19 protein-coding genes and 1 pseudogene are annotated in these 25,370 nt (G+C 62.7%); 7 read left to right on the top strand and 13 right to left on the bottom strand.

Translation table 11 applies throughout. The annotated features are described in order from the left end of the window. Position 1: 1 nt before the first annotated feature. Genes V6767_RS03585 through V6767_RS03610 form a run of 6 tightly spaced genes read left to right on the top strand, consistent with a single transcriptional unit; the run spans position 2 to position 6,307 of the window. The gene (locus V6767_RS03585; RefSeq protein ID WP_448472177.1) at positions 2–1,597 is read left to right on the top strand and encodes an acyl CoA:acetate/3-ketoacid CoA transferase; all 1,596 of its coding nucleotides are present in this window, start codon (positions 2–4) and stop codon (positions 1,595–1,597) included. Next, on the top strand, positions 1,594–2,685 hold the full coding sequence (locus V6767_RS03590) for a dihydrodipicolinate synthase family protein (RefSeq protein ID WP_448472178.1): 1,092 nt from the start codon (positions 1,594–1,596) through the stop codon (positions 2,683–2,685). The genes V6767_RS03585 and V6767_RS03590 overlap by 4 nt, the downstream gene beginning before the upstream one ends. A gap of 22 nt (positions 2,686–2,707) precedes the next feature. After that, positions 2,708–3,763, top strand: a complete 1,056-nt coding sequence (locus V6767_RS03595) for an NAD-dependent epimerase/dehydratase family protein (RefSeq protein WP_448472179.1) — start codon at positions 2,708–2,710, stop codon at positions 3,761–3,763. An 8-nt stretch (positions 3,764–3,771) separates the two neighbouring features. Next, entirely contained in the window at positions 3,772–4,524 is a 753-nt protein-coding gene (locus V6767_RS03600; RefSeq protein ID WP_448472180.1) for an ABC transporter permease, read from the top strand. A gap of 5 nt (positions 4,525–4,529) precedes the next feature. Continuing rightward, positions 4,530–5,297, top strand: a complete 768-nt coding sequence (locus V6767_RS03605; protein ID WP_448472372.1) for an ABC transporter ATP-binding protein — start codon at positions 4,530–4,532, stop codon at positions 5,295–5,297. Between the two features lie 23 nt (positions 5,298–5,320). After that, entirely contained in the window at positions 5,321–6,307 is a 987-nt protein-coding gene (locus V6767_RS03610) for an ABC transporter substrate-binding protein (protein ID WP_448472181.1), read from the top strand. Between the two features lie 188 nt (positions 6,308–6,495). Here V6767_RS03610 and V6767_RS03615 read toward each other — a convergent pair. The 13 genes and pseudogenes from V6767_RS03615 to V6767_RS03675 form a co-directional block, all read right to left on the bottom strand. Further along, a pseudogene (locus V6767_RS03615) lies at positions 6,496–6,691 on the bottom strand (transposase); the annotation flags it as partial. Continuing rightward, positions 6,691–7,728, bottom strand: a complete 1,038-nt coding sequence (locus V6767_RS03620) for a zinc-dependent alcohol dehydrogenase family protein (RefSeq protein ID WP_448472182.1) — start codon at positions 7,726–7,728, stop codon at positions 6,691–6,693. The pseudogene V6767_RS03615 and the gene V6767_RS03620, both read right to left, overlap by 1 nt. A gap of 179 nt (positions 7,729–7,907) precedes the next feature. Then, complete coding sequence (locus V6767_RS03625; RefSeq protein WP_448472183.1) at positions 7,908–8,411, bottom strand: acetone carboxylase subunit gamma; 504 nt, start codon at positions 8,409–8,411, stop codon at positions 7,908–7,910. Positions 8,412–8,479: 68 nt separating this feature from the next. After that, positions 8,480–10,789 carry a hydantoinase B/oxoprolinase family protein gene (locus V6767_RS03630; RefSeq protein ID WP_448472184.1) on the bottom strand — a complete coding sequence of 770 codons (2,310 nt, stop codon included), beginning with the start codon at positions 10,787–10,789 and terminating at the stop codon, positions 8,480–8,482. Between the two features lie 22 nt (positions 10,790–10,811). Further along, positions 10,812–12,965 (bottom strand): hydantoinase/oxoprolinase family protein, encoded by a 2,154-nt coding sequence (locus V6767_RS03635; RefSeq protein WP_448472185.1) that lies wholly within the window; start codon positions 12,963–12,965, stop codon positions 10,812–10,814. A gap of 127 nt (positions 12,966–13,092) precedes the next feature. After that, on the bottom strand, positions 13,093–14,850 hold the full coding sequence (locus V6767_RS03640) for a sigma-54-dependent Fis family transcriptional regulator (protein WP_448472186.1): 1,758 nt from the start codon (positions 14,848–14,850) through the stop codon (positions 13,093–13,095). 214 nt (positions 14,851–15,064) lie between these two features. Beyond that, positions 15,065–15,187, bottom strand: coding sequence for a hypothetical protein (locus V6767_RS03645; protein WP_448472373.1), 123 nt, complete (start codon positions 15,185–15,187; stop codon positions 15,065–15,067). A 164-nt stretch (positions 15,188–15,351) separates the two neighbouring features. Then, on the bottom strand, positions 15,352–17,130 hold the full coding sequence (locus V6767_RS03650; protein WP_448472187.1) for a sulfatase: 1,779 nt from the start codon (positions 17,128–17,130) through the stop codon (positions 15,352–15,354). Between the two features lie 35 nt (positions 17,131–17,165). Next, entirely contained in the window at positions 17,166–17,786 is a 621-nt protein-coding gene (locus V6767_RS03655) for a TetR/AcrR family transcriptional regulator (RefSeq protein ID WP_448472188.1), read from the bottom strand. Continuing rightward, positions 17,783–19,867 (bottom strand): dipeptide ABC transporter ATP-binding protein, encoded by a 2,085-nt coding sequence (locus V6767_RS03660; RefSeq protein WP_448472189.1) that lies wholly within the window; start codon positions 19,865–19,867, stop codon positions 17,783–17,785. The genes V6767_RS03655 and V6767_RS03660 overlap by 4 nt, the downstream gene beginning before the upstream one ends. Positions 19,868–19,870: 3 nt before the next feature. Further along, positions 19,871–20,758, bottom strand: coding sequence for an ABC transporter permease (locus V6767_RS03665; protein ID WP_448472190.1), 888 nt, complete (start codon positions 20,756–20,758; stop codon positions 19,871–19,873). Between the two features lie 4 nt (positions 20,759–20,762). Then, complete coding sequence (locus tag V6767_RS03670; RefSeq protein ID WP_448472191.1) at positions 20,763–21,710, bottom strand: ABC transporter permease; 948 nt, start codon at positions 21,708–21,710, stop codon at positions 20,763–20,765. Positions 21,711–21,715: 5 nt separating this feature from the next. Next, positions 21,716–23,245 carry an ABC transporter substrate-binding protein gene (locus V6767_RS03675; protein ID WP_448472192.1) on the bottom strand — a complete coding sequence of 510 codons (1,530 nt, stop codon included), beginning with the start codon at positions 23,243–23,245 and terminating at the stop codon, positions 21,716–21,718. Positions 23,246–23,657: 412 nt separating this feature from the next. On the opposite strand from V6767_RS03675, the gene V6767_RS03680 reads away from it, so the two are divergent. Next, complete coding sequence (locus V6767_RS03680) at positions 23,658–25,343, top strand: glycoside hydrolase family 3 protein (RefSeq protein WP_448472193.1); 1,686 nt, start codon at positions 23,658–23,660, stop codon at positions 25,341–25,343. Positions 25,344–25,370: the final 27 nt, after the last annotated feature.

A 25,370-nucleotide genomic window follows, 5' to 3' on the forward strand; every position in this document is an offset into this window, starting at 1 on the left:
CATGGACAAGATCGTAACGGCCGCAGAAGCCGTCGCAGAAATCGAGAGCGGAGCGACCGTGGCAAGCGCAGGCGTCATCGGCTGGGTCACGCCTGACGCCATCCTGAAGGCGCTCGGTGCGCGCTTCGAAAAATCCGCTGCGCCTGAAAATCTCACCTTCTATTTTCCCTGCGGCACGGGGGATGCCATGGGGATCAAGGGCATGGATCACGTGGCCCGTGAAGGATTGATGAAGCGCATCGTCTCGGGCAGCTTTATCAACCCCGTCGACCCCGCGACCGGAAAACGCCCCGAACTGATGCGTCTGATCCGCGAAAACAGGGTGGAAGCCTATAGCTGGCCTATCGGCGCCTCCATGCACTGGCTGCGCGAGGTCGCGCGCAAATCGCCCGGCTACATCACTCGCGTCGGTCTCGGCACCTATGCCGACCCGCGGCTGGGCGGCGGCAAATTTACAGAAAAGGCGAAAGACGATCTGATCCGGGTGATCGAGATCGACGGCGAGGAACTGCTCTATTATCCCACATGGCCGGTCGATGTTGCGATCCTGAGGGCGTCAAGCGCCGACCGCTTCGGCAATCTGAGCTGGGAAGACGAGCCGTTGACGACCGCCAATATCGCGCTGGCGCTCGCCGCCAAGGCAAGCGGCGGCACGGTTATCGTCCAGGTCCGGCGCATCGTCGACGCCGATAGCCGACCGGCGACCGCAAATCGTCTTCCAGGCGTCTTCGTCGACCGGATCGTGGTCGATCCCGATATGATGATGACAACGGATGTGGCCTATGAGCCGGCCTATTTCGGCGGTCAGCGCCGCGATCTCGCCACGCTTCGGCCGCCGCCCTTTTCGGCCGACAGGATCATCGCCAACCGGATCGCCGCCGAAGTCCGCAAGCACGAACTTGCTATTTACGGTTTCGGCGCGGCGACTGATGTGCCGCTGGTGATGGCCGAGCAGGGCCTTTTTGCCGGCGAGGCGATCCACGACTTCCCTGCGACGACGGAACACGGTGCCTATGGCGGCATTGTCATGCCGGGCTGGCAGTTTTCCGCCAATATCAACCCGGATGCCCTGATCGACGGGCCGACCCAGTTCGATGTCATCGATGGCGGACTGTGCACCTTCACCGCGCTCTCCTTCGCCGAATATGACAGCCATGGCGTCGTCAATGTCTCGAAATTCGGCAAGGCCAATCCCGGCGCCGGCGGCTTCATCGATATTGCGCAGAATGCGCAGCGGCTGATTTTCGCCGGCACTTTCACGACCGGTGGCCTGAAGGCCGATGTCCGCGACGGCAAGCTGGTCATCGTCCAGGAGGGCAAGGTGCGCAAGTTCGTCACCGAGGCGGCCTCCGTCACCTATCGGGTTGCGGATGGCGTAAGAAAGCGCGGCCAGGAGGCACTGATTGTCACCGAGCGCGCCGTCTTCCGCTGTGCCGCGGACGGTCTTGAACTGATCGAGATCGCTCCGGGGATCGATCTTCAAAGCCAGGTGCTCGACCTGATGGATTTCGCGCCCGTCAGAATCCGCGACCCCCTGCCGCTGATGGACGAAAGGCACTTTGCCCGCACATTGAAAGAGGAGCGTGCTGACGCATGAAGTTCACCGACATCCCCGAAGGGTCTCTCGCCCTCCTGAGAAAGGGCACGGTCCTGCCCGCCCATCCGCTTCTGCTCACCGCAGACCGCAAGCTTGACGAGAGGCGCCAGCGCGCGGTCACCCGCTATTACGTCGATGCCGGCGCGGGCGGCATGGCGGTCGGCGTCCACACCACGCAGTTCGCCATCCGTGAAGTCGGACTTTACGAACCGGTTCTTCGCCTTGCAGCCGAGACGGCCTTTGAATGGGCCGAACGGCCGCTTCTGATGATCGCGGGCGTAACCGGAAAGACGGAGCAGGCGCTCAATGAAACCCGCATCGCACGCGGGCTCGGCTATCACGCGGTTCTCCTGAACCTTGCGCGTCTCAAGGGCGAGCCGGAAGCGGAAATCCTCGACCATTGCCGCGCGATCGCCGCCGAAATGCCGGTGATCGGCTTCGCCCTTCTGCCCGAGGTCGGCGGCTTTCATCTCTCCTACGATTTCTGGCGCGCCTTCGCCGAGATCGACAATGTCGTGGCGATCAAGATGGCGCCGTTTGATCGCTATCGCACCATCGAGATCATCCGCGCGGTCTGCGATGCCGGCGCCGAGGAGCGCGTCACGCTTTACACCGGCAATGACGACCACATCATCCTCGATCTGCTTCAGCCCTTCGTCGTGCGATCGGCCGATGGCGGAAGCGAAAACCGGTTGCGCATTCGCGGCGGTCTTCTGGGGCACTGGAGCGTGTGGGCGGAAAAGGCGGTAAAGCAGCTTGCGCGCATCCATGCCATTCCCGATGGCAGCGCCATTCCCGAAGACATGCTGGCGCTCGACAGCATGGTGACCGACTGTAATCTCGCCATTTACGACGCGCTGAACAATCTGGCCGGGTGCATTCCGGGCTGCCTGGAAGTGCTGCGCCGCCAGGGACTGGCTGCCGGAACATGGTGTCTCGACGAGAACGAAGTTTTAAGCCCCGGGCAGAGCGAACAGATCGACCGGGTCTACGCGATGTATCCCGAAATGCATGATGACGCCTTTGTTAAGATGAATTTGACGCGGTGGATGAGCGGCGATGCCGTCGCGCACCCGCTTGAGCGATGAGACTGGTTTGGGAGAAACGGAAATGAACAAGACGATCGAGACCCTTCACCCCGGCATGTTCCCGGATACCTTTCGCGACGTCGAGCATCTCGAGGATTTCATGTCGGTGCCAACGGCCGAAGTCGTCGAGGATCTGAACGCGCTCGACGGCGACATCATGATTCTGGGCGTCGGCGGCAAGATCGGCGTCACCATGGCGCGCATGGCCAAAAAGGCCTGCCCCGACAAGCGGGTCATCGGCGTATCGCGGTTTTCCGAAGCGGGCGTTGAGGAGCGTCTCAATGCCTGGGGCATCGAGACCATTGCCTGCGACCTGCTCGATCGGGAAGCGGTCAACGCGCTGCCGAAGGTCGCCAATGTGATCTACATGGCGGGACTCAAATTTGATTATCGCGGGCGCGAGGACTTTCTCTGGGCGATGAACACGATCGCGCCGCAGATCACGGCGGAAGCCTTTCGCGACAGCCGGCTGGTGACATTTTCAACGATCCATGTCTATCCCTGGTCGAACCCGCTTCATGGCGGCGTGACGGAGCGTGACCTGCCGATGGCGCGCCCCGGCGAATACGCCAATTCGGTCGTCGGGCGTGAGCGCACCTTCGAGCATTTCTCCAAGAAATACGATACGCCCGGCCGCGCCATGCGTTTCGTCTACGCGATCGACCCGCGCTATGGCGTGATGCAGGAAATCGCCAACTGGGTCTTTACCGGCAAGGAGGTTCCGCTCGACACCGGTCACGTCAACATCATGTGGCAGGGCGATGCCAACGCCCAGTTCCTGCGCATGCTCGGCCAGTGCACCGTGCCGGCGAGCCCGATCAATGTCGGTGGCCCGGAAACCATGTCCGTGCGCTATCTCGCGAACCGTTTCGGCGAGGCGTTCGGCATCGAACCGCGCTTTACCGGCTCTGAACAGGACAATTGTCTGCTGGTGAACTGCGACAAGGCCAACGGGATTTTCGGCAATCCGGTCGTGTCGGTCGATCCGATGGTGCGCTGGGTGGCCGACTGGGTAAAAACCGGAAAGCCCGTCCATGGCAAGCCGTCGAAATTCGAAGTCCGCTCCGGTGAGTTTTGAGCAACGCCATGACCCTACGCCACTATACCTATGCCATCGCTTCGCATATCGGCTTCATCCTGCTGTGGCAGGCTGTCGTCGTGCTTGCCGATGTGCCGACCTATATTCTTCCCACGCCCTTGCAGACCATCGCCGAACTTTCGGAAGGGTCCTATCACTGGGGCATGCAGATCTGGGTGACGACGCTCGAAATCTTCGGCGGTTATGCGCTGGCGGTTGTCGTCGGCGTGGCGCTGTCGGTCCTGTTCGTGTGGCTTCCCGCGCTCAACAATTCGCTGATGCCCTTGCTCGTCACGCTCAACATGGTGCCGAAAGTGGCGATGGCGCCGCTGTTCATCATCTGGTTCAGCTACGGCATCGTGCCCAACATGATCATTGCCTTCACGATCTGCTTCTTTCCGATCGTGCTGACGACCTATCGCGGGTTGATCGAGGTCGAGCCCGACCTCATCAATCTGGTCAAGGCGCTGAAGGCCAGCCGCTGGCAGATCTTTGTGAAGATCCAGCTTCCCGGCTCGCTGCCCTATCTGTTCTCCGGCATGAAGGTTGCCGCAATTCTGGCGGTCGCCGGCGCCGTGGTCGGCGAATTCATCGCCTCCGACAAGGGGCTCGGCAACTTTCTGCTGATCCAGCAAAACGCGCTGAACACGCCGGCGATGATGATGGCGCTGCTGCTGATCACGGCGATCGGCATGGCGCTCTACGGCTTCGTGCTGGTGCTTGAATACATCTTCATCACGCGCAAGGAGATTGCGGCATGAGCCGGATGGACCAGAAGCCCTTCATCAAGCTTGACGGCGTCAAGAAGGTGTTCAATGTCGGCGGCAGCGACTTCCTCGCCGTGCAGGACGTCTCGCTCGAAATTCGCGAGGGCGAACTTGTCTCCATCGTCGGCCCGTCCGGCTGCGGCAAGTCGACGGTCCTGTCGATCCTTTCCGATCTTAACAAAGCGACGGAAGGCACGGTCGAGATCGGCAATGAACACTCTCCGTTTACCCCCGGCCGGGATGTCGGCATGGTGTTCCAGAAGGCGCTGCTTTTGAAGTGGCGCACCATTATCGACAATGTGCTGCTGCCTGCCGAAATCCTTGGCCTGCCTCAAAAGGAAAGCCGAGAACGTGCGGCCGACCTTCTGGAGATGGTTGGCCTTGCCAAGTTCAGCGAGGCCTATCCCCAGCAGCTTTCCGGCGGCATGCAGCAACGCGCCTCGATTGCCCGCGCCCTGGTTCACGATCCGCGCCTCATCCTGATGGACGAACCCTTCGGCGCGCTCGATGCCCTCACGCGCGAGCGCATGAATCTCGAACTGCTGCGCATCTGGAAGGAAAGCCGGAAAACGATCCTGTTCGTCACCCACGGCATTCAGGAGGCGGTTTTCCTCGGCTCGCAGGTCGCCGTGATGACCGCAGGGCCGGCCCGCATGGCGGCGCATTTCGATATCGAACTGCCGGAGCCACGCACGCTCGACGTCAAGACGACCGAGAAATTCGGGGCCTATACCCGTGAAATCTACCATCTGCTCGGACTGAACTGAAACTGGTTTTAAGGGAGGAAACCATGCGTAACTACATGACATTAGCAATCGCAGCCGCGCTTTGCGGAGCCGCCGCGGACGGCGCGTTGGCCGAGGATTTGAGCCTGCAGCTGAACTGGAAGGCAGGCGGCGACCACGCCCCGATCTATTACGCGCTTGAGAAGGGCTGGTACGAGGAGGCGGGCGTCGATCTCGATGTACGCCAGGGTTCCGGCTCCGGCGCGTCCGCGAAGGCGTTGGCCGTTGGCCAGGCGGATCTCGCCATCATCGACACGCCGACCGCGCTTCAGTTCATCGGCAATGACACCCCGATCAAGGGCGTGTTCGTCGCCTATAATGACAGCCCCTACGGCATCTACTGGAAGAAGAGTTCCGGGATCGAGACGGTCGCCGATCTCAAGGGCCGCAAGATCGGCGCTCCGGCCTTCGATGCCGCGCGCCAGATGTGGGTCCCGATTGCCAATGCGCTCGACCTCGATCCCGATTCCGTCGAGTGGGTGAACCTTCAGCCGACGGCCAAGGTTGCCGCGCTGCAGTCAGGCGCAATCGACGCGACCACCCATTTCTATTCGGTGCACTTCATCTATGAGGACGTGCTCGGAGACGATCTGGGCTATGCGCTGCTGCGCGACGAGGGGCTGAACCCTTACGGCCTTGCCTATTTCGCCAGCGATGACTCGATTGCCGAAAAGCATGACGCCATCGAGGCCATGGTGCATGTCACCCAGCGCGCCTTCGCCGCCTGTCTTGAAGACCCCGCTCCATGCGCCAAGGCGCTGTCGGAAGCCGTCAGCATGAAGGAAAGCGACGCCGCCCGCGAGCTCGAATATGCCGCGCGCGTCATGCCCGGCCTCGACAATCCGCTGGCGATCGGCGAATGGGATGTCGAGCGTCTCGCCGCTGACTATGACCTCGTGGAAGCGTCCTTCGAGATCACGTCGTTTGACCCGAAGACCGCCGTCACCAATGAGTTCATCGACACTTCGATCAAATATCCGGCGGTGAACTGATCTTTTCTCACACCATGTTTGTCAAAGCCCCCGCGCACCGCACGGGGGCTTTCGCGTGCCGAAAACCGACGGAAACTGCGATTGCAACCCCATTTAGAAGAGGTTCTCCAGGCCCATGTCTGTCTTGCACGCCAAAGCTGGGCGAACGGAAGAGGGAGTGGAGTAAGAAGCGTAGACGACCCGCACTCCGCTCTTCCTGCATCGGCAAGCGTATCGCGCATGAAGTGAACCTTGCGACGCTGCCGGGCGGCGCAAAGCACCTTCGACAAGGCGGCCTTGATGCCCTCATGGCGCAGGAAACAACGCGTTTGACGCCGCGCAGCCCCGCCTTGTCAGCTTGCACAGAAACGCCGTCCAGATCGGCTCGGCTTCTGATGTTCCGATCACGCGTTGAGGATGACCTTCATTGCCTTTTCGCGGGCGGCATTGCCGAAGACCTCATAGGCGTCGATGATCTTGTCGAGCGCGAAGCGGTGGGTCACCAGCCTGCCCGGATCGACCTTGCCGGCGCCCAGCGTCTTGAGCAGCATCGGCGTGGTGTTGGTGCTGACCAAGCCCATCGAGATATTGATGTTCTTGATCCAAAGCTCCTCGATATGCAGCTCCACCGGCGTGCCATGGACGCCGACATTGGCGACATTGCCGCCCGCCGAAACGATCTTCTGGCAGATATCGAAGGTTGCGGGCACGCCCACCGCCTCGATTGCGACATCGACGCCATTTCCGTCAGTCATCGCCATGATCTTCTCGACCGCATCCTCGGAGCCGACCTGAACAGTATCCGTTGCGCCGAACTGTTTCGCCAGTTCGAGGCGGGCCGGATCCATGTCGACCATGATGATCCGCCCCGGCGAATAGAACTGCGCTGTCAGCAGCACCGACATGCCGACGGGACCGGCGCCGACGATGGCGATCGTATCGCCCGGCTTCACGCGGCCATACTGGACGCCGATCTCGAGCCCGGTCGGCATGATGTCGGAGAGCATCACCAGCGCTTCCTCGTCCGCGCCTTTTGGGATCGGGTAGAGCGAGTTGTCACCATGGGGAATGCGCACATATTCGGCCTGGGTGCCATCGATCAGGTGCCCCAGAATCCAGCCGCCATCGGAGCAGTGGGCGTAAAGCTGGCGTTTGCAGTTGGCGCATTTGCCGCAGGAGGTCACGCAGGAAATCAGCACCGGATCGCCGGGCTTGAAATTGACCACGGCATTGCCGACTTCCTCGACAACGCCGACGCCCTCGTGCCCGAGCGTGCGGCCCGGCGTCACCGCCGGCACATCGCCCTTGAGGATGTGAAGATCGGTGCCGCAAATGGTCGTCTTGGTAATCTTGACGATAACATCGGTGGGCTTCTGGATGCCGGGTTTTTCCTTTTCGACCCAGTCCTTCTGTCCAGGTCCGTTATAAACGAGTGCTTTCATCGAAATGCCTCCCTTGTTTTTCTTAAACGGTTGCGAAGCAACCTTCGAACGGGAGTCTACTCTCCGAAAGCGGGCAGGACATGTCTGAATTTCGGACAGTTCCGGATAGTTCAAGCGACAAAACGCCGCGCGGAGACTGGCGCGCGGCGTGCTTGTTTATTGGTTCGCAACCTCGTCGGTCAGGCGGCGCGCTCCGGCACCTCAAGCCCCAGCCACTCGGTGTAGAAGGCATCGATATCCGGCTCGAAGTCATGGATCACCGGATACCAGGGCGTCGGCGCCTCGACATCCAGCAGGTCGCCGGATTTCGGGCAGTAATATTCCCGGATGACCTGCCAGTCGGATGTGGGGGCCATCAGCCGGGGATAGATTTCCTCCATATCCGCCGCTGTCTCGCGCACGCGCATCACGGCATGCAGCTTCCAGTTCTCGCGCCAGTCGCAGAACTCGTGGCCGGCCTGGGATTTGACCACCCATTTCTTGTCTGCGGGGCGCTGCACGATATAGAGCTTCGGGCCCAGCGGCAGGATGATCCTGTCATCCCACGGCACCTGCTCCTGCAGGATTTCGATATATTTGACGAAGCGGTCGGCATCCTTGGGCGTCGAAAGCATCGTCTGCAGCGTATCGCGGTCGATCTTGCCATCGACCAGATCTTTGATCTTTGCCTTGGTGTAAGCCATTGTCTTTCTCCTGAATAAAAAGGGGGCGCCGCGTCGAATGACGGGGTGTTTCGCGGCGCCCGGCGGGATCATTCCTCGACGAACTGAACGGTCTTCACATCCGGCAGATCGGAAAGATCCATCGAATATTCGCGACCATAGGACGGGATCGGCAGATCCGCCTCCTTCAGCTGCCAGTCGTCGGGCAGATCCCAGAACTTGCGGAAACCTTCCTCCCATTTCGGCCCGAGCTTGAAGCTCGCCGCGAACATCTGCTGGACATGAACGCCGGCATCCTTGGCGAGAATGCGCTTGCGCTCCTTCGCCATCCATTCGCGGGTCGGCTCAGCCTTGGCGAGACGATCCTTGCGAATCTTGGCCCGCAAGGCCTCCGAACCCGCCTCATCGGCGGTAAACAGTCCGTCAGCGCCTTTCTTCAGGACGACGCCATAGACCGTTTCGGCGAAGCGTTCGAGCAGGTAGCCGCCATTGACATCGCCTGCCACGGCCTGCGGCTCGCGATCCAGCGGATCGCCGAAGCCGGGCCCGCCGCGCATGTAGTTGAGGTAGAGGTCGTAATCCTTGAACATCTCCTCGGTGGTGATCGCTTGCTTGTCGCGCTTGATGCCGTCGGGATTGACGAGCGCGTCATAGGTCGGATGTTCCGGGTCGGTGTCGCCGCCGAACGGGATCGGGTCGCCATTGGCGATCTTTTCCTTCAGCCCGGTATCATGGGCGGCGAAGCGATAGCCGGACGCCGCCGGATAGCCGCCCATCAGGCCCCAGTCGGAGCTGATATGGCCATTGCCCATGAAGAACATCGTCCAGTCCTTGGCGTTCCAGACCATGCGCAGCGATTCAAAACCGCAGCCGCCGCGATATTTGCCGGCGCCACCCGACGACGCCTTGATCTGGCGGCCGAGATAGACCAGCGGTTCCGCCAGTTCCCAGATCTCCATGTCGCCCATGTCGCCTTCCGGGTTCCAGATGGCGGCGGCATGGCTGATGCCGTCGGCAATGGCCGAGGCGCCGACGCCGTTGGCCGCGCATTCGAACGAGTTCACCGCATGAATTTCGTCATACTGATTGAACCCGCCGCCCTGCAGCCAGTTCGAGGTGTTGGCGTTGCCGGCATTGACCTCTTCCAGATAGCCACGACCGAAATAGGACCGCGACAGGCCGCGCCACAGCGCCGTCCACGAACTGACGAGGAAGTGCCAGCTATAGGCAAAGGCCACGCGCCGGTCGTCCGGGTTCATCCAGGTGCCCTTCGGCAGGCGGAATTCCGTGCCGTAGGCCGCGCCGTCATTGATCATCTCGGTCGGGATCAGCGTCTGGGTCATCATCACCCAGATGCCGGAGGTGAACGACACTGAATGGGCGTTGTAGGTATGCCAGCCCCATCGGCTCGATCCCTCGAAGTCGAGACGCCATGTGCCGTTCGGCCGGATCGTCATTTCCGATGGCGTATGCATGATCGTGTCGACCTTGGCGAAGTCCGACGGCACCCGCACATCCTCATGCGCATAGGGCACGTCGACGAAGCCGACCTGACGGTAGACGCCCGGAATGGTCATCGCCTTGATGCGGTTCTGAAGGCCGACCCGGCCATGTTCGACCGCCTCATAGGCGAATTTCCAATAGGCATCGATGCCTTCCTCGGCGATCACTTCCTCAACCAGCTTGCGGATCATGTGGCAACCGGCGACGCGGGTGCGCTCATCCAGCATCCAGTAGCGCGTGGTGCGCACCGCGCGCTGGCTCTCATGCAGCCAGTCGCGTTTCAGCTCGTCGTTCTCGCCGATCTTGCGGCAGGTGACGGAATAGCCGTCGCCGAAGCGCTGCACCTGACCGGTGGTCATCGAACCAGGGCCGACCGCGCCGGTATCGATCACGTGGGTAACCCCGCCGACCCAGCCGATCAGTTCGCCCTCATGAAAGATCGGGACGATGGTATGGATATCGCAGGGATGCACGTTGCCGATCAGGGAATCATTGTTGCAGAAGATATCCTTGTCCTTGATGCCCGGATTACCTTCCCAGTCGTTCTCGATCATGTATTTGATCGCCGCACCCATGGTGCCGACATGGATGATGATGCCGGTCGAAGTCAGGATGCTGTCGCCGGCGGCATTGTAGAGCGTGAAGCACAGCTCGCCCTCCTGTTCCACAATCGGCGAGGCGGCGATTTTCTTCGCGGTTTCGCGGGCATCGACAACGCCGGCCCGCAGACGCGAGAACAGCTTGTTGTAAAGGATCGGGCTTTCCTTGTGGAGCGCCCGTTCCGTGAGCCCGGCGTAATGGCCGCTCGCCTTGGTCCTGGCCATGATCTCGTCGCGGTGCTGTTTCAGCGTCTGTCCGCCGCGGACGATGCCCTTGACTTTGCTTTGCATATTCATCGTATTTCTCCTCCCTTGGCGGTTACACTTCTTTCAGGTGGAACAGCCTGTGACCGTCGAGCCAGGTCTCGAAGCCGCCCGGCACGACGAAGGTCGTGGCGTCGGATTCGATGATGGCTGGACCGGTGATGCGGTTGCCGGGCGACAGACGCTCCATCTGATAGAGCTGGGCGTCGACCCACTTGCCCTTGCGGTAGAATTTGCGGGTCCCGAGCCTGGCCTCCTCTGCCGGCGTCGGACTGCCTTCTTCCTCTTTGGGAATCCTGGGTTTAGGGATTGGCACGGTGCCCCGCATGATCGCCCCGGTTACGGAATAGCCGAGCTCCGGCGAACGCGCCGAGGCGGCATAAACGCGGCCATAGGTGTCATTGAAGGCGTCGACCAGCCGGTCCCAGTCTTCGGCGGTTTTGGCCGAGCCGATCGGGCTGTCGATCTCCAGATCGTTGAGCTGACCGCGATACTGCATCCGGTAGCCGGGTTGCAGGCGCACCTGGTCACGCGAATAGCCGTTCAGCTCGAATTCCTCGAGCACCCGCTCGGCCAGTTCGCGCCAGGCATCGTTCAGGGTTTTCGCCTCGATCACCTTGGCATCGTCCGATGCCGTCTCCCCGATATTGACGTCGAGCGACTTGTCGTAGCGATATTCGAAATCCGCCGCCGCGCAGCCGAAGGCGGAGAAACCCGCGGCCCAGGCCGGCACGATCACATCTTCGAAGCCCAGCCCCTCGGTGTAGCCGTAGGTGTGGACCGGACCCGCGCCGCCATAGCTGAAGCAGGTGAAAGAGGATGGCGAATAACCCTTGCCGGAAATCATCGAGCGCAGATAGTCGCGCAGGTCGCTGTCCAGCAGTTCGATCACGCCCGCCGCAGCCTCTTCCACGGTCAGACCGAGCGGATCGGCGATCTGTTCCTTCATCGCGTCATAGGCGCGCTGCCGGTCGAGCTTCACCTGACCGCCGAGGAAGTTGTCGGGGTTCAGATAGCCGAGAATGACGTGGCAGTCGGAAATCGTCACCGTGTCGATGCCGGATTCCGCCCAGCAGACGCCGACGCGGTAGCCTGCCGAATCCGGCCCCAGCTTGATCGCCTTGGTATAGGGGTCGAGACGAATGAAGGAGCCAGCGCCGGCGCCAACGGAATCGAGCCCGACCAGCGGCAGCGACAGCACAAGACGCGCCATGTCCGGGTCGTTCTGGATCGTCAGCTCGCCCTGGGTGATCAGAGCCACGTCGAACGACGTTCCGCCGATATCGGAGCAGGCGATGTTCTTGTAGCCCAGCACCTCGCCGAGATATTTGGCGCCGATCACGCCGCCGATCGGGCCGGAAACGATGGTGCGCGCCAGTTCCTTGGCCTTCCAGGAAATCGTGCCGCCATGGGTGGCCATGACGCGGAAATCGAATCTGGAGCCATTATCCTTGAACTCCGTCGAGATTTTCCGAAGCGTCTGGCGCGACGGTTCGGCGGCGAAGGCCTCGAGGATGGTGGTATTGGTGCGGTGGGTTTCCTTGCGCACCGGATAATAGTCGGTCGAGGCGAAGACGGGGATGGTCTTGCCGGCCTTTTCGATCTCCTCGGCCACGATGTCGCGGACTCGGCGCTCATGTGCGGGGTTCTTGTAGCTGTGCAGAAGCGAAATCACGATGCCTTCGACATCCTGCGCAATGAGATCCTGCGCCGCCTGGCGTGCGGTTTCCTCGCGCAGCGGAATGACAACCGTGCCGAACATGTCGACCCGCTCCATCACGCCGCGCGTCAGGTGGCGGGGCACCAGCGGCTCGTCGTAATAGTGGGTGTTGAGATGGATGCGGTCTTCATAGGCCATGCCCAGATAGGCCTGGCAGGCGCGGCCCATGCGGTGGAAATCCTCCATCCCCGCATTGACGATCAGCCCTGTCCTCAGACCTTTGCGCTGGACCACGCGATTGAGCATGGCCGTGCCGGAATAAACCCCGGTCTGGATCGAACCGAGCGCCTCCTCAAGCGACAGGCCCCAGTGCTCCAGCCCCTCACGGCTTGATTCGAGCAGGCCGCGCGCCTCATTGTCCGGCGTCGACTGCGCCTTGCCGACCACAAAATCCCCGTCGGAATCGACGAAGAACGTATCGGTCATCGTTCCGCCCGCATCGATGCCAAGCACCTGCACGGAACGGCTGTTTTTCTCGATGATTGTCACGAAAAACTCCTCCCATTGTTCCGACCATCCCGAGAGGGGACGGCCGCGATAGAGAGGATGCACCTTTTATGAATGCCGGAAATGTCCGGTTTTCATCCGTCCGGACGGACATGTTGCGGACGCGAAATCAGTCCTTTCGCTCGCGCGAAATGCCGTAGCTGTCGAGCTTGAGATAGAGCGTCGAGCGGGCAATGCCGAGGCGTTTTGCCGCGCGGGAGAGATTGCCGTCCTCCGCCTTTACCGCGCCGAGGATTTCGGCGCGTTCGACATCGCGGAGCGTTTCCGTGCGATTGGCGTGGGCGCGCTGATGAAACTCGCGGGGGAGGGTGCGCTCGGAAATCAGCCCGCTTGGCGAGAGTGCATCGAGCGCGGCGATCAGATTGCGCATTTCGATCAGGTTGCCCGGCCAGGCATAGTTTTGCACGGCGGTCATGGCGCCGGATGTAAAACGCAGTTCGCGTCTGCCGGTCTCCGTCGCATGGCACTGGATGAGCCATCGTAGCAGCGGCCCGATTTCTTCCGAGCGTTCGCGAAGCGGGGGGATGTGGAGACGCGCGCCGGCGATTCGGTAGTAGAGGTCGCTGCGGAAATTGTTGGCGCGCATCTCGTCATAAAGCGAGCGGGCCGACAGCGCGATGATCCTGCCACCGCCTTCGGACACCAGTTCCACAAGCGTAAACAGCAGCTTTTGCAGCGATGGCGAAACCGCGCCCGGACTGGAAAGGCACAGAATGCCGCCGCCCTCGGCGTCGCGGGCGGCGGCGATCAATGCGCGCAAGCTTTCCTCGGTCAACTGGGCGCAGTCGATCACCTCGAAGGGGTCTTGCGATTGCCTGCTGGCATTATGGATTGCCTTGGCCAGAGAACTCTTTCCCGTGCCGGTTTCGCCTTCGATCAGGATCGGGATCTGCGTCTCTGCCAATCTCTCGGCCTGCGCGCAGAGCTCGGCGGAAACCTGTCCGGCACGCGCGATCTGCCGTAACTCCATCCCGGTCCAGCTTCGGGCCTGCGGTCGCGAACGGCGCAGAGAGACCATGACGCCGATCGCCTCGCCCTGATTTTCAATCACCTCGAAATCGGCGCCGTTAAGGCATTCGCCCAGAACCTCGCCAATCTGCTTGGCAGGTTGGTCTATCAGCGCGGGCAGGAGCTTCGGCAATTGTCGAAGGGCGTCGTCATCCTCGCAGAACCGGGCGAAGTCCTCGGTGGAGAACACGCTCGCGCCATTGCGATCCATGACCAGCGTTTGATCATTGCCGCGCCTGAGACGGCGAATATGAGAATATTCCAGCAGCCGTTCGCGCTCGCGGCCAAGCATCTGGGTCAGTTCGGTTTCAACCTGCAAGGCGAGCGCGGATGAAAGGGCGACGGCATTAGGCTGCATAATGCCACCGGGCCAGGAAATGTCGAGCACGCCCATGACCCGCCCGGTTCCCGGTTCGATGATCGGCGTCGCCGCGCAGTTCCAGCGCTGGATCGCCTCGCAGAAATGCTCGGCATCGCGAATGAGCGTCGGCACGCCGAGATAAAGCGCGGTGCCGATGGCGTTGGTGCCGATCGCTTCCTCGACCCACTGGCCGCCCGTATAGAGATGATTTTCCTGCGCCTCGGCAAGCGTATGCGGGTCGCCGGCCGCTTCGATAACGACGCCGGAATCATCGCTGAGCAGAAGAATGTCGCGCGTGCCGATCAGCAGGCTTCCGGCTCGGTCTATCGCTTTTTGCGAGGCAAGCTCAAGCCTGCGCGCCCGGGCGCGGCGGCCCTCAAGGCGTTCCTCATCGAGCACCGGCGCGCGCGTGCGCCCGCCAACCGCATGGCGCAGAGAGCGCCGCCAGCTTTCCAGAACATCATGGCGCATGGCCGCGGGCGCTTGTCCCGTGGACATGAAATCTTCCCATTCCTTTTTCCGTGCAATGCGCTCCATCTTCTCCTCCCGAAAAGACAGCCCGCCAGAGAGCTGTAACCATTGAGGCTTACACTCTGATCGCGACCTCCATGAAACCATTAGAGCGAATTCCCGATAATACCAATTGCGCGCGTTCTGTAGTGTATGAATTTCGGACAATCCAAGAGGAGGCCTTCCAGCCTTCTTCCGGCACCTACTGCTCGCTGTTGAGGAACCAGGCCAGAAGCTCGGCGCTGTTGGCGAGGCCGAGCGTGCGGGTGAGCCGCAGCCGGTGGGCCTCGACGGTGCGCGGCGAAAGGCCGATCTCGGCGGCGATCGCGGCATGGGTCGGGCCGGCGGACGATGGCGACTAGCTCGAAGCGTTTAAAGAATGCTTCGTCAAAGATGTCATGGCATGGGCGTCGACCGGCAAGCCGTCGAAACGCGCCACGAATGTATTCTCCAAGCCGAGGAAATCCGGTCTAAAACAGGTTGCCGTTTTCAATTTGACAGTTGTCTTGCGCCTTGGCTGCGTGTCCGTTCAAAGGCCTTCAGTCGTTCCGGAGAGACGCTCGGCAGCATGACCGAGATCTGCCAGAGGGAAAGATAGCCGAAGCGTTCGATAAACGGCCCGGAAGAGGGGAGGCCGAGGGCTGTGGCGGCCTGCTCCAGAAGGGCTTTGTCGAGCGTGTTTAGCGGTTGCCGCAGTTCCGGTGAAAAATCGGTTTCCGGCGCGGACTTCCAGTCCTGTTCGAGAGTTTCGAGCGAGAGCGCCCGCTGTTTTCGGACAAGCAGGTGTTCGGGCCCGACATTGCCGGTCTGCGGCAGGCCGAGGCGTTCATATTGTTCGGGCGGCGCTTCGGCCTCGCGCATCGCCTCCACAAGCCATTGCGCCATCATCCGTTCACGGTCGTCATCGATGAGCGGGTTGCGCTGTTCGGGATCGGTCTCAAGATCGTAGAGCAGGCTGCCGAAGGCATAGGGATTGCCCATTGCCATGCCCCGAACCTTGAGCAGCGGAACCCCCTTGGAAAACCCGAACGGGGCGGAGAGAGAAGCCTCCTTGAGGTCCGTGACGGCAAAGCGATGGTCGATGCGCGTCGGCATCAGCGTGTATTCATGGAGCGGGCTGTTTGACAGGCTCTTCGGCGCGCGCATGTAGACGTAACGGCCGTCGGTGATGCTGACATGGCCGCCGAAAACGCCGAATAGCGCATGCGGTCGTGGCGGCGCGCTGCCGGAAAGAACAGGCGCGATCGGTCGCCCCTGCATGTCGGGCGTGCGCTCAACGCCGAAATATTCGAGCAGGGTCGGGCCGAAATCGACCGTCTGCACCAGCGCATCCGAGCGCGTCCCCGCCGTTTTGGTGCGCGGGTCCCAGATGAACAGCGGCGTGTGGATGTTTTCCTCGAACCAGGGCTGGATGTTCTTGCCGAGCCAGCCGTGTTCGCCGAGCAGGAAACCGTGGTCGGTACATACGATCAACATCGTATCCTTCCACATGTCCTGCGCGTCCATGAGGTCCATTACCCGGCCGAGATTGTCGTCGCACATGGTCAGCAGCGCCGCATAGGACTTGCGCAGGCGGGCTTGCGTTTCCGCGTCCTCGAGGACGGGACGATAGTCCGGCCAGTCGTAATGAAGCCCGGCCTCTTCCGCGCCGACGCGGGCCTTGTGGGCGTCGTCGGCGAAAAACGGCTCATGCGGGTCGAAGCATTCGATCTGCAGGAACCAGTTGTCGTCACCGGCATTGGTGCGCATGAAACCGAGGCCGGCATCGAAGGTCTGCGTCTGCGGAAAGTTGGCGGCGGTCTTCAGGTATTTGCGGTTGATCCAGTCCTGCCGCCAGAGCCGGCCCTTGCGCCAGGTCACGGTTTCCGGGATCACGGGATCCGCCACTTCGCCCTTCCAGGCATCGCCCTCCTGGCCGCGGAAGAATTCGTAGCTGGAATAGCGGTTGTGATAGGTCGCGCCGCCGTCCTCCCAGTAGTGCTGGTGGTCGGTGACGAGATGGGTGTAGATGCCGGCCTGTTTCAGCATTTCCGGCACGCTGTCGTCGAAGGGTTCGATTGGCCCCCAGCCGCGATGCAGGAAATTGTAGCGGCCCGTATGCATCTCGCGCCGCGCCGGCATGCAGGGCATGGAGCCGGCATAGCAGCGGTCGAAGGTCACGCTCCGCTCGGCCAGCCGGCGAAAATTGGGAAGGTCCACGTCGGTGGCGCCATAGGCCGGCAGGAACAGGCGGTTGAGGCTGTCGAACATCACCATGACGGCGCGCATGAATGTCTCCTTGAGAGGATAGGTCGTGAGGGCCGTCAGCCCGGTCTCTTGATGTAGGGGGCGAGGAGGGCGAAGAACTCGTTCATCACCTTCGGCCGTTCGAGCGCTTTCGGGTCGAGCAGCCATTGCAGTCTCAGCCCGTCGGCGGCGGCGATCATCAGCCGGGCGATGCTTTCCACGCTCGTGCCGGGCGGCAGCCTGGTTTCGTCGATCGTCGCCGCAAGCTGGTCGGTCGCCTTGGCGACCACGGCGGCATAACGCTCCTTGAACCAGGGATGGGCCGGATGGTCGGTAAAGATCGCCTCATGCGACAGAATGGCGAAGAGCTGAACCATCACCGGGTTTTTCTCGTTCCGCCGCAACGTCTCGACGAAGGCCTCGGCATAGGCGATGTTCTTGTTGGCGGCATCGGCGTTCTCGTCGATCAGAACGCGTTCCTCGCGCTGGCGCAGCACGGCAAGCAGCAATTCCGCCTTGGAGGGGAAATAATGCAGCAGGCCGGCCTGCGTCAGACCCACGGCCTCGGCGATATCGGCAAGGCTCGCGGTATGGAAGCCGCCATGGGAAAACAGCCTGGTCGCGGCATCGAGAATTTCCTGACGCCTGCTCTCGCCCTTGAGGCTGCGGCGGCGGCGTGGTTCGGCGTTTTGCTTCATCCTTGCTCTGCACCCTCCGGTTCTTGCGCTTGCGCGAGCATAAGGGCATCACGCTCGGCGGCAAAATGGCAGGCAACCTTTGAGCGCCCGTCCCGTTCGGCAAGTGCGGGATCGCGGTCCTTGCAGATCTGACGGTCGGAACGATAAAGCGGCCCGATCGGACAGCGGGTGCGGAAGCGGCAGCCGGAGGGCGGGTTGGCGGACGAGGGCAGCTCGCCGCCGAGATAGATGCGTTCGCGGTCGCGGCGGGCGACATCGGCCTCGGGCGTCGCCGAGAGCAGCGCCTGGGTATAGGGGTGACGGGGATGGTGGTAGACGTCGTCGGTGGTGCCGGTTTCCACCAGCCGGCCCAGATACATCACCGCCACCATGTCCGAAATATGCTTCACCACCGCAAGGTCGTGGGCAATGAACAGGTAGCCAAGTCCGAGTTCGCTCTTCAGGTCATCGAGAAGATTGATGATCTGTGCCTGGATCGAGACATCGAGGGCGGAGACCGGCTCATCGCAGATCAGGAGCTTCGGCTCGACGGCGAGCGCGCGGGCGATGCCGACGCGCTGGCGCTGGCCGCCCGAGATCTCGAACGGATAGCGGCTTAGGAAATGCGGGGCGAGCCCGACAGTGTTCATCAGGTCGGCGGCGCGCGTCCTGGCCGCGCGACCCTTCAGCCCGACCACCGCCAGCGCCTCTTCCAGCGATTGCGAGATCGTGCGACGCGGATTGAGCGAGGCGGAGGGGTCCTGGTAGACATACTGGACGCGGCGGTTGATGAAGTGCCGGTCCTCGGCGGACATGGCGGTCACGTCGCGGCCATCGAGTTCGATCGTGCCGGAGGTCGGCTGGTTGATGCCGACCAGCGAGCGCGACAGGCTCGATTTGCCGCAGCCCGATTCACCGACGAGGCCGAAGGTCTGGCCGAGATAGACATCGAAGGAGATGCCGTCGACGGCATAGACCGGGGTATGCTTGCGAAACATGCCCCCGGAGCCCGCGGCGACATCGGTTTTGAGGTCGGTGACCTTCAGGAAGGGCTTCGCGTTATCGGGCACCGCCGCCCGCGCGGGGAGGGCTGCGGACGGCGGCGGGGCGAGGTCGGTTTTACCCGCCTGCGCCACGTGACAGGCTGAACGATGGCCGGGCTGCAATTGCGCAAGCGGCGGAACCTGTTCCCGACAGGCCTCGATTGCATGCGAACAGCGCGGATGAAATGCGCATCCCGTCGGCAGAAAGGCCGGGATCGGCGGCTGGCCGGGAATGGCCGGCAGCTCGTGGGTGTCGTCCGCGTCAAGCCGGGGCACGGAGCGCAGCAGCGCGGCCGTATAAGGGTGGCGCGGCGCCGTCAGCACATCGCTGACGAGCCCGGTTTCGACCACCCGGCCGCCATACATTACCACGAGATCGTCGCAGAGCTCGGCGACCACGCCCATGTCGTGGGTGATCATGACGATGGAGACGCCGAGTTCGTCACGCAGTTTCACGAGGAGCCGAAGGATCTGCGCCTGGATGGTGACGTCGAGCGCCGTCGTCGGCTCATCGGCGAGCAGCACGCTCGGGTGGTTGGCGAGCGCGATCGAGATGACCACGCGCTGACGCATGCCGCCGGAGAATTCGTGCGGATAATTGTCTATATTGCGCTCGACGTCGGGGATGCCGACCTGGCGCAAGAGTTCCTTGGCCCGCTCGCGGGCGGCCGGGCCCTTGACCCCATGGACCTCCAGCGCCTCGACGATCTGGTCCCCGACTCGCATCACAGGATTGAGCGCGGACTGGGGATCCTGGAACACCATGGCGATGTCCTTGCCCCGGATCTTGCGCATTTCCTCTTCGGGTAGCGTCAGCAGTTCGCGGCCGGCGAGCGTCACCGAGCCTTCGCGGACATGGCCGGGTCGGCGAAGAAGGCGCAGGATTGAGCGTGCGGTGACGGACTTGCCGGACCCGCTCTCGCCGACGATGCCGAGCACGCGACCGCGCCCGACCTCGAACGACACGTTGCGCACGGCGGTGATGCCGGCTTCGCGGCTGCCAAAGGCGGTAGTGAGGTTATCGACCCGGAGCAGGGGATCGGTTGAAATATCGGTCATGATCTATTCCGAGCGGTTGACGGCGGCGTTCAGCGCATCGGCGAGGAGGCTGAAACCGAGCGCGAGCAGGATCAGGATGGCGGTCGGCCCGATCACATAGGTTGGCGCGCGCGAGATGTAGCGCATGCCGACATTAAGCAGCGTGCCGAGCGAAGGCTCGGGCGGCTGCAGGCCAAGGCCGACGATCGAGAGCGCCGCTTCGATGAACACGGCGGCGACGACGAACATCGCGCCCTGGACGATGATCGGCTCGACCGCGTTGGGCAGTACGTGGCGGACCATGATCTGCCATTTGGTGGCGCCGAGCGTGCGCGCGGCGGTGACGTATTCGCGCTGCATCTGCGATAGCATGGTCGCGCGCGCCAGACGGCCGAATGCCGGCAGGCCGAGAATCGTGATGGCGATGACCAGCGCCTGCCAGCCGGCGCTGAAGATGATCACGACGGAAATGCCGAGGATGAGGCCCGGAAAGCCGGCGATCACATCCAGACCGCGCTGGACGAAACTGCCGAGCCGGGCGGAGATCACGCCAAGCAGGCCAAGCAGCGTTCCAATCACCATGGAAAGCGGCACGGCAGTGTAGACTAGGCTGAGGTCGGTCCTGAGCCCGTAGATGCTGCGCACGAAGATATCGCGCCCGAGTTCATCGGTGCCGAAGGGATGGGCCAGGCTGACGCCGAGCAGCGAATCGCGCGATTGCTGGTCGTAGCCGCCCGGAAACAGCACCGGCGCAAGCAGCGCGCCGCCCGTCAGGAGAACGATGATGGCGACGGCGATGATGCCCTTCGGCGTCGTCAGTGCTTCCGCGTAGCGGCGAAGCGCCGGGTGCAGCGTCCATCTGTGTTTGTCGTGACGATCGGTCGCGGTTTCATCGAGGGACGTTTCGGACATGGTTTCAGCCCTCCAGCCGGATGCGCGGGTCAAGCGCGGCGATAAGGATTTCGGACAGGAGCTGGATCAGGACCGCGACGATAACGGCGCCCAGGATCAGCGCTTGCAGAACATAGTAGTCTCGGCTCTGCACGGCATAGATGGCGAGCGCGCCAAGACCGTTTCGGGCGAAGATCGCCTCGATGATGATGGCCCCGGCGAGCAGGTCGCCGATCCTGAGCCCGATGGCGACAATCGCCGGGCCGAGGCTGTTGCGCAGCACATGCTTGCGCACGATCCGGCCGCGCGGCACGCCCTTGGCCTTGGCCAGATCGACGAAATCCTCGCCGCGGGTCGAATTCATCGTGGTCTGCAGCAAACGGGCGATCATGGCCGATTGCGGCAGCGCCAGCGCGATTGCGGGGAGGAGCAGGAACTTGAAGCCCATTACCGGATCCTTGGACAGGTTGACTTCGCCCGATACCGGCAGCAGCTGGAAGGCGATCCCGAAAATGAGGATGAGGATGAGACCCGTCAGGAATGGCGGCGTTGCCAGCAGCACTGTCGTGGCCACGTCGAGCACGGCTCTGGCCCAGCGCGTTCGCTCGGTTCCGGCGAGCACGCCAAGCCCCAAGCCGATGACGATCATGATGATGGTCGCCAGTCCCGCAAGCTCGAGCGTGCTTTCCAGCCGATCGGCGATGACGGTGGAGACCGGCCGGCGCATGACGTAGGACTGGCCGAAATCGCCCTGCAGCGCACCCGTGAGCCAGTGGACATATTGCACGGGCATCGGCTCGTTGAGGCCGAGCTCCTCGCGCACGGCGGCGAGCTGCTCCGGCGTCGCGTCCGAGCCGGCGACCGTGATTGCGGGGTCGCCGGGCGCAAGACGCGGCAGGGTGAAGGCGATGATCGACGACACGAAGGCGACGAGGATCACCGCGGGGAGCTTGCGGAGGAGAAAGCCGAACATCGGATTTACCTGTAGGTGGCGTTCTTGAACAGGATGTAGCCCCGCCGCGAGAACGATACGCCCTCAAGGTCGGCGGAAACGACGCTGGGGGACGGCGCCTGAAGAAGGGCGAGCGTAAAGGCCTCGTCCAGCATGTAGTCGGAGAGCGCCTCGACCGCCTTCGCCTGGTCGTCGGTCGTCGATGCCGCCGAGACGGCGTTGCGCAGCGTCTCATATTCATCGCTCCAGAAATGCGACGGATTGCCCTTGCGCAGCGAGGGCAGCGAGGAGAGCAGCGTCGCGGTCTGGAAGCCGACCTGGCCATGGATCAGGATGAAGGCCTCGCCGAGGTCGCCGGCCACCTGCCGCTGGTCGTATTCGGCGACATCGAGAACCCTGGCCTCCGGCTCGAACCCGACTTCGCGCAGATTGTTCTGCACGATCTCGAAGATCGAGCGGTTGGCGGGGATCGCGGGAATGGTGATCGTGACTTTCGCGCCCTTCGCGCCCGCCTCCTCCAGCATCTTGCTGGCCTTGTCGGGGTCGTAGGAATAGCGGTTCGCCTGTTCCTCGGTATAGCCGGGAGAGGACGGGGACCAGAACAGGTCGGTCGGCGTGCCGGCGCCGTCGAATACCTGGTCGACGATGCGCTGGCGGTCGATGGCATAGCCGACGGCCTGACGGACGGTCTTCTGGTCGAACGGACCTTCCTCGACATTGACGCCGAACGGATAGATCGTGCCGGCGGTGCTGACGATCGTGTACATCGGGTTGCGGTCGAACTCGATGACATCGCGCGGCGTCATGCCGTAGCCGATCTGGGCGCGGCCCGAGCGGACGGCGGCGATCGTCGCTGTCGGGTCGGCGATGATGGCGTAGTCGAGATCGCGGATCTGGGCTGCGTCCTTGTCGCGATAGTCGTCGTAGCGGCTGAGCTGCAGTTCGGCGCCCGGCGTCCAGCTCACGAATTTGTAGGGACCGGTGCCGATCACCTTCGAGCCGCCCTCGCGCTCGGCATAGGTTTCCCTGTCGATGATCGGGGTTTCCTCGAACAGATCCCAGACATTCGATGTCGGCTGCGAGAAGGTGATCACCACCTGCGTGTCGCTCGGCGTGTCGATCGCCTTGAAGCTGCGGGCGATGAAGCCGATCTGCGAGGCCGTCTCCGGCAGCGCTGCGGTCTCGAGGCTGTATTTCACATCCGCCGATGTCATCTTACGGCCGGTATGGAAGGTGACGTCGTCGCGCAGGTTGAGCGTCAGCGTCATGCCGTCGTCGGACAGCGTCCAGTCGGTGGCAAGTTCGGGCTGGGGTTCGAAAGTCTCGGGATCGGTAAAGGTCAGCGTCTCGAAGACGTTCTTGATCCAGGGGAAATTGCCGCCGCGAAAGGCGAGCAGATTGCGCGGCTGGGCATCATAGGCCTGGGCGATGACGGCGCGCGACGTGTCCTGGGCAAGGGCCGGACCAAAATGAAGTGCGGCGATCATCGCCGCAGCCTGCACCGAACCGGTCAGCAAACGACGACGGGTGACCGAAAACAGTTTCGGGATGGGCATTGTAATCCTCCTCCACGGCGCCGCTCCACTCCCGGCGCCTTCTTAAAACAACCTAGCACTTACTAGGTTTAACACAAGTCAATTTCCGCGCTCCGTCGCGTGGGGTAGTAGCCGCAATGCAGGATGCCGAGCCGAGGCGTCGTATCGAGGCATGCCGCTGACAACGGTTTTGGACTCGGCGGAAAGCCAGGTTTCGATCGTGCTCCGGACGTTGAGCCGCAGGCGCTCGAGAACTTGAAGCGGCCGGCAAAAGGGCGGAACTTCAGATGCCGGGGAACCAGCCTGCCTGCCGCTTTCGAACCCGTGGCGGCATAACCGTCGTTTATGGCCGGCCCCAATAAAAACATTGTCGACCATCTTCCCCGAAGGCTATCCAGAGACAGGTGAAAGCGTCTTGCAGGGAGGAACATGCATGACACCGGACGATCTGCCGCTCCATCTTCTGCGGAAGCCGCCCTTCAATCTCTCGGACGAGGACATCGCCTGGGTGGCGCAATCCGCCGGCGCGTTCGACGGCGACGTCGAGAGCATGATCGCCCAACTTTTCGTCATCGGTCTGCACGGTCCGGCCGAGCCATGGGCGGCGGAAATCGAAAGGCTCAGGCCGGGCGGGATCACCCGCTTCTTCTCGCCGGACGGGGCGGCCGAAGTGAGCCTCCTTCAAACCCTGCAGCAACGTTCGAAGGTTCCGCTTCTTGTCTCGGCGGATCTCGAAGGCTCGCGCATGTCCTTCCCCTTCGGCACTCAGGTGCCCAATCCGCTGGCGCTCGCGGCGGCCGATGACGCGGCGCTGACCCGCGACATCTACACGCTGATGGCTGACGAGGCGCGGGCGGTCGGCACCAACTGGTCGTTCACGCCGGTCGTCGACATCAATGCCGCGTTCCGCTCGGCGATCGTGGCCACCCGTGGCTTCGGTTCCGATCCGGCGCTGATCGAGCGTCACGCGATGGTCCAGATCGAGGCGCTGCAGCGCCACGGCATCGCCGCCTGCCTGAAACACTGGCCGGGCGAGGGCTATGACGACCGCGACCAGCATCTGGTAACCACAGTCAATCCGCTGTTCATGGACGAATGGGAGGAAACCTTCGGCCGGCTCTACCGCGCCGGCATCGAAAACAATGTGCTGTCGGTGATGTCCGCCCATATCGCGCTGCCCGCCTTCGTGCGCGCGCTTGATCCCGAGGCCGGGCCGGACGAGCTCTTTCGGCCGGCGTCGCTTTCGCGGCTTCTCAATCAGGAACTGCTTCGCAACCGGCTGGGGTTCAACGGCCTGATCGTCTCGGATGCCTCCGAGATGGCGGGCGCGACATCCTATATGGCGGCCGGCCCGGCGAAGGTCGAAATGCTCCGCGCCGGCTGCGACATGGTGCTGTTCACCGGCGATCTTCCGGGCGATATCGCCCTTGTCCGTGCAGCGCTCGACGATGGCAGCCTACCGGAGGCGCGCGTCACCGAAGCGCTGACGCGGGTTCTGGGCCTGAAGGCAGCGCTCGGCCTTCATCGCCGCGCGGTGGAAGCCGAACCCCTTGCCCGGCTGGCAACGCCTGAGGCGAAGGCGACCGCCGCGGAGGCTTTTGCCCGCGCGCCGACGCTGGTGAAGGACGTGGCCAACCTGTTTCCGCTGTCACCGGAAACCCATCGCCGAGTGCTGGTCATATCCGGCGGCATCGTCTCGCCGATCCATGGCGAACCGATGCCGCTTGCCCTGCCGGAGATGATGCGCGCCCGCGGTTTCGAGGTGACGGTGTTCGCCCCCGGCGATCCGTGGCAGCCGGGGGATTATGACCTCGTGCTCTATCTTCTGGCGGAGGAGACGCTGCTGACACGCAGCCACATCTTCCTCGACTGGGCGGGGCTGATGGGCGATTTCCGGATGGCGATGAAGCGGCCCTGGCACGAGGTGCCGACCGCGCTCGTTTCCTTCGGCTATCCCTATTACCTCTACGACGCCCCGCGCATGCCCGCCGTCATCAATGCCTATGCGACCTCCGACGAGATGCAGGAGGCGGTGCTCGACTGCATGACCGGCGAGAAGCCCTTCACCGGCAAAAGCCCGGTCGACCCCTTCTGCGGGCAGGATCAGGCCCGGTTCTAGGACGCGAACATTCGTCGCCGCCGGCCG

Source organism: Martelella sp. FLE1502 (assembly GCF_053484255.1).